We start from the raw sequence: 6,000 nt of genomic DNA on the forward strand, positions 1-6,000 counted from the left end.
AATAAAATGCTCTCTAAGCTAAAGTAATTTTTTTGTTACGGTTAGATATATCTCAAAAAGCGTGCCATCACAGCTGTTAAATCCTCTTTACACTTTTGAAGCTAATCAAACAAGGAAGTATCTGATGATCAGATTGTGTGAAACGACAACATGAATATTTATTGAGTAAATATTACACCGTCCAGCAACACTACAGTTCATGGTTAGGCTTTTGATTCCATGGCCATTTTACGAAAACGATTATCGTTGCCATTAGAAGAAGTTGCCCAAAGTGTACATTTTTTAAGTGCTTCTATAATCCGTTGTTGGTCTCTTTTTGTCAGTTCATAAAAGAGTGGTAATCGCAGCAAACAATCGGTGTATTGGTCACTCATTGGTAGTGCCTTATCCATTCTAAAATTTGCATTCTTTGAATATTTGCTACTATGCAAACTCAAATAATGAGATACAGTATGGATGTCTAGATTGTTGAGCTGTTCAATCACTCGTTGCCTTTGTGATAAATTTTCAAAACAGAGATAATACATATGGGCATTATTATCAGCATAAGAAGGTATGCTTGGCTGTTTGATGTTATTGTAATTTGCCCATGGTTGCAGCTTTCTGTGGTATGTATTCCAAATTGCTTTCCTTTTTGCTTGAATATCTTCCATATTTTCTAATTGTGCCCATAAGAAGGCAGCCGTCATATCTGAGGGCAAAAAGGAAGATCCTGTATCTATCCATTCATATTTATTAACCTCTCCCCTGAAAAACTCAGCCCTGTTTGTTCCCTTTTCCCAAATAATTTCAGAGCGGTCAATAAATTGCTCATCGTTAATTGCAAGCAATCCCCCTTCTCCTGATATAACATTTTTGGTCTCATGAAATGAAAACGCCGCTAAGTGACCAATGCTACCTAAAGGCCTACCTTTATAATTTGACTCAATTGCCTGGGCTGCATCTTCAATCACAATAAGATCATATCGATTAGCCAGAGACATAATTTTGTCCATATCACAGGCTACACCGGCATAATGGACGGGCACTATCGCCTTTGTTTGAGGAGTAATAAGAGCTTCAAGTGAATCTTCCGCGATACCCGGATGGTCTTCTCTACTATCAGCAAACACAATTTTTGCACCTTGTCGCGCAAATGCTAATGCTGTTGATACAAATGTATAAGATGGAACAATCACTTCATCACCGGGCTTAAGATCAATCAGTAATGCACACATTTCCAATGCATCCGTACATGAGGTTGTAAGCAGCGCTTTTTTTAAGCCATACCTTTTTTCAAAAAACTGCTGACATTTCTGGGTATAAATCCCATTCCCGGAAATTTTTCCCGAATATACTGCCTGATACATATAGTGCATCTCTTTGCCGGTCAAATATGGTTTATTAAATGGAATCATAAGTAATTTCCCCTTCTACGTTATTAATTTTATCCCCAGCCTGGCACCACTTCCAAAGAACTATTTCGAGAATATTCCGAATTTTGTTCCCACTTAATTCTGTCATCGTTTATCAGCAGAGATTTCAGATATTCTCCATAGCTATTTTTACTCATATCACTGACTAATCCAAGTAGATGTGTATCATCAATCCATTTTCTTCGCCAGGCGATCTCTTCGGGACAAGATATTTTTAGGCCCTGTCTCTTTTCGATGATCTCAACAAACTGCGAAGCCTCCTGCATCGCTGCATGCGTTCCGGTGTCTAACCAGGCAAAACCTCGTCCCAAAATTTCTGCGCGTAATTCTTCCCGTTCCAAGTACATCTTGTTAATCGATGTAATTTCAAGTTCGCCACGGGCGGATGGCTCTACACGTTTTGCAAATTCTACTACCCGGTTGTCATAAAAATACAACCCGGTTACAGCAATGTTACTTTTAGGATGATCAGGCTTTTCTTCAATGCTAAGTACTCGATCACAGTTATCCACCTCGACTACTCCAAAACGATGAGGATCGCTAACGCGATACCCGAAAATCCGGGCTCCTCTAAAACTTTTAACCACATTTTCTAATAGAGGACGAAAACCGTGGCCATAAAAGATATTATCACCCAATATCAGGCATACATCATCATTGCCAATAAAATCTTCTCCAATGATAAAAGCTTGTGCTAGTCCCTCCGGATGTGGCTGTACTTTATAGCTGATAGAAATTCCCCACTCATAACCATCTCCTAATAATCGCTCGAAACTAGCTTTATCTTCCGGTGTGGTAATGATTAGAATATCTTTTATTCCGGCCAACATGAGTACCGACAAAGGGTAGTAAATCATGGGCTTGTCATATATAGGCATCAACTGCTTGGATATACCCTTTGTAACGGGATACAGCCGAGTTCCCGATCCCCCTGCCAAAATAATACCTTTCATCGCCTGATTATTTTTTGGAGATAATTTCCTCATAAGATCGCCTCTCTCTTTCTGTTCGTTGCTTCGTAATCAAATATATCTGTAAAAGCTTCTTGTATCCCATCTACCAAAACAGATGTGCCTAAAGTATTACTCAATGTCGTTCTGTTATGAGTTACTTGCTCATCACTTAGTGGCTGAAAAACACCCTTTGTAGCTATAAAATCCCTCTTAATTGAATAGATATAGCATCCCAGATCATTAAAATATTGGTAGATATTTGTATCATTGAGAAACACTTTAGAACCCATATAAAGGGCCGCAATTATGTTACCGACGGCCTGGGGACGGTAATGATTCATAATCACAATACCGCAATTGCTCATAATTCGATTATACTCTTCAATGGGTAGGAATGAGGTTAACGGTACAAAGCGGTCACCAAACTGTTTAGTACCTTCGTTTTTTATCTCACGGGCATATCTTGCACATCCATAACTCAATGGAGTAACAATTTTGCGACCCTTCAAATCGAATCCCGAAAGTAAATCAAAAGCTTCAAGGTGATTATTCGTTGCTGAGGCCGAGTTTCCTAAAAGTATATCACCACCAGAAGCCCTTAACGACTTATTTTTTGCGATGTATTCAATCGGGTAATAGGTAAAGGGTACTTTTTGCACGAAAGGGTTATAAAGCTTTTTATCAATATATTCCTCATGGTTCGTACCCGGAAGCGATCCAAAGACCTTCATTTCATAAAGAATTTTGGCCAGATCAATCTCTTTCAAAGACTCATGATTTTGGTATTTAATACTTCTGTAGACATCTTTTAAGCGATCATAAATCGTATATCGGTTTGTTGTATCCTGATAAAGTCTATGGGTTTTCTCCCCCATTAAGTCGTTTTCCATTAAGCCGCTGTTGTATATTTCAGCACCATGAACAATTCCCATAAAACGATCTTTATGGGGTGCTTCGGAAAATACCGCAGCATTGAATTTGTTCATTCCATGCAAAACAGTAACAGCATAATGATTACTCATTTCTACCAAACGAGCGACCGAACTTTTTGATCTTATCTCAAAACGAGCATTTGCGACAAGAGATTTGCTCAAATATCTAATGGGGGGATCAGCAGGGGGCTTAATAACCATATATGTATTTTGTCCGGGAAAAGCCTTTTCAAACAGATGGTATGCCCCATTGATGAATTTTTCGTCATGCGTTATATGTAGAATTTGCTTTTCTATCATGTCTCAATTTTTTCTGTTGACTTGAGATAGTGTCGGGCATCTAATCCCGTGTTAAACAATAGATCAAGAATCGTAACTGCGTGCTCAAAATCGCCGTAAAGCTGCGTGTACTCTTCGTAGCCATCATAATTCATCCACTCAACAGTAATGCCCTCGTGGTTAAAGAGATCAACATCCAAATAGGCTTTAGCGGCAGGACCAGTAACATACACGTCCGCATTGGCCTGCTTACAAATTGAAATCAATCGCTCAGATTTATCCCCTTTTGAAAAGTAGTCAGTGCTCCAGCTAATTGGTATATCAATTCCTAGTAATTTATTTAAGCCAACTAAAAAATGATGATTGATCTCGCTTAACACTACATAGTTTGCCTGCATATAAAGTTGTTCAATGGTATCGGCGAATGTCTCAAAATGGGATGCTTTACCATACATGTGATGAATTGTTTTCCAATGTTTTTTATTCCAGTCGGCATCGGCCACCTCAACTTCATTAATAGTATGGGAGCTCCCACCATTGACAGGGATTGTAAGCCATTTGAGTCCATGCGGTGTTTTAATACGATTTCTGTTCCGCCAATCCCTTTTGGTGTACTGTACATTATCATAAAGCACAAATTCATCTACCCCGGCTATGAAATCAAAATACCCTTTCCAGGGAATATAATTTGATTGTGATATGGCTATCTTTTTTGGCATACGTATACTAACTGTTCGTGATGAATAACGTTTTCGACGGATTATGTACCATAGTCTCTTTTTTGTTTTTATTTTTTAAGAGATTGAGTGGTTTAGCAGGATTTCCAACTACGGTTGTATTGTCCGGAACATTCTTAGTTACCACTGCTCCCATCCCGATAACACAGTTATCACCGATCGTTATCTCATTTCGAATAAGAGCTTTTGCACCAATGAATGTTTTCTTTCCAACCTTAACATTGCCCATCATCCCCACCCCGGGAGCAATGAAACAAAAGTCACCGATAGTAGTGCCATGGCTTATAATAGACTGGGGGCGAATTATTACATTCTTTCCAATCTCTACATCCGTCCCAATTATTACTTCAGGGGATATACAGGACCCCTCACCAACCAAAACCGTGTCATAATCAATACTTGGGGGCTCAGGAAATATTAGCGTACATAGATTGGCGTTATACTTTGCCAATTTTTCAGCTACAATTTCCATATTATTAGGTGAGGATGCCACATTGTTAAAAAAGTAATAGCCTTGGTTTACATATCCCGGTATAGATGTCTCATCTCCTATTATCGGATACCCAAAATACTGATCTTCTTTGCCAAATTTTGTATCGTCAAGATAACCTTCAATCTGCCACTCTCCCCCTTTTTGATTCAAATATTTTATTAAACTCGTTATAGATGGATACCCACAACCATATATTAATAGCCTCTTCATAGTGATCCTTTTCAATGATTTTAAAAATGCCAACTGGTTTATAAAACAAATACAATATTTTAAAACAGAGATCACATCTTAGATCTCGTTTTAAATTTTTCGATCTTTTACCCCAAGCCCATCCAGTAGTTTGAATGACTAATGTCTCACCCTTCTAATAATCCTCAAGCTATTGAGTGTGAGCTGCCAAATTCATCCTTAGGTATACAACTGTTATGCCAATTCGTTTAAGGCTTCAAAGTCATTTTCAAACAAAAATGAAAAGTTCAACTCTGAACAGTCAGACCGCGATTATGAAAGGGCAATTTCGCTATTGTTTAATAGAGTATTTTTTAGTCAGATTGGTGTTAATCAAATAGTAGTGTCGAAATTTTTCAATTCCGAGTAATTATTACTCGCAGATTAACTACTAAGCACAAGGGAAACAGCATTTTAGGTATGCATAAAAATTATCCTAAAGTATAAGGGAATTATTTTAATTCCTATTGAATGGGGTAATCCAGTCCTGACTTTTAGTTTTCCTGAACTCAGCAGGCGTCCCGATATCTAAAAATGAACATGAATCAAATTGAACATAGGAGGTTTTCATATCAGCTTTTATTGCGGCTCTTACCACATCGCCAGTATGCAATTCACCTTGGGTATGCTGTAAGGAGCTATTTTTATCATTCAGATGGCTGTGCATAAACTTAGTGAAGGTGGGAGTCCAAACAGCAATAATCCATGTATAGATTTGTTGAGATCGTTCGGGTTTTATAATGATGTCTTTTAGACGGCCGTTTTAGTCAAAAACAACCATATCAGCTTTTTCCGGTTTGTCAGTCTTAAACAATCCCAACACAAGATCTGCACCTGTTACCTGCTTTTGGTTCAGTAGTTGAGTAAACGCATCTAGCGGTTCAAAAGGGTGTGTAAACTAAACTCTGTCCGGGCTGCTTACTTTTCATGGTTACGGGTTAAGTCCAGTGGCAGTCGATCGCC

At 38.4% G+C, this 6,000-nt stretch carries 5 protein-coding genes; all 5 read right to left on the reverse strand.

Annotated elements, in window-relative coordinates; genetic code table 11:
* Positions 1 to 203: 203 nt before the first annotated feature.
* From rffA to ACT3IB_RS03675, 5 genes are read right to left on the reverse strand one after another with little or no spacing between them, the layout of a single operon-like run.
* Positions 204 to 1,397: a dTDP-4-amino-4,6-dideoxygalactose transaminase gene (gene rffA, locus ACT3IB_RS03655; protein WP_491537665.1), complete on the reverse strand. Its 1,194-nt coding sequence runs from the start codon at positions 1,395 to 1,397 to the stop codon at positions 204 to 206.
* Positions 1,398 to 1,426: 29 nt separating this feature from the next.
* Positions 1,427 to 2,368, reverse strand: a complete 942-nt coding sequence (rfbA, locus tag ACT3IB_RS03660) for a glucose-1-phosphate thymidylyltransferase RfbA (protein ID WP_491537678.1) — start codon at positions 2,366 to 2,368, stop codon at positions 1,427 to 1,429.
* A gap of 29 nt (positions 2,369 to 2,397) precedes the next feature.
* Positions 2,398 to 3,600, reverse strand: a complete 1,203-nt coding sequence (locus tag ACT3IB_RS03665) for a TDP-N-acetylfucosamine:lipid II N-acetylfucosaminyltransferase family protein (protein WP_491537666.1) — start codon at positions 3,598 to 3,600, stop codon at positions 2,398 to 2,400.
* Positions 3,597 to 4,298: a WbqC family protein gene (locus tag ACT3IB_RS03670; RefSeq protein ID WP_491537667.1), complete on the reverse strand. Its 702-nt coding sequence runs from the start codon at positions 4,296 to 4,298 to the stop codon at positions 3,597 to 3,599. Before ACT3IB_RS03670 ends, ACT3IB_RS03665 begins: the two co-directional genes overlap by 4 nt.
* Before the next feature lie 7 nt (positions 4,299 to 4,305).
* On the reverse strand, positions 4,306 to 5,019 hold the full coding sequence (locus ACT3IB_RS03675) for an acetyltransferase (protein WP_491537668.1): 714 nt from the start codon (positions 5,017 to 5,019) through the stop codon (positions 4,306 to 4,308).
* Between the last annotated feature and the right edge of the window lie 981 nt (positions 5,020 to 6,000).

The sequence above is a fragment of the Fodinibius sp. GM21 genome (assembly GCF_058386955.1).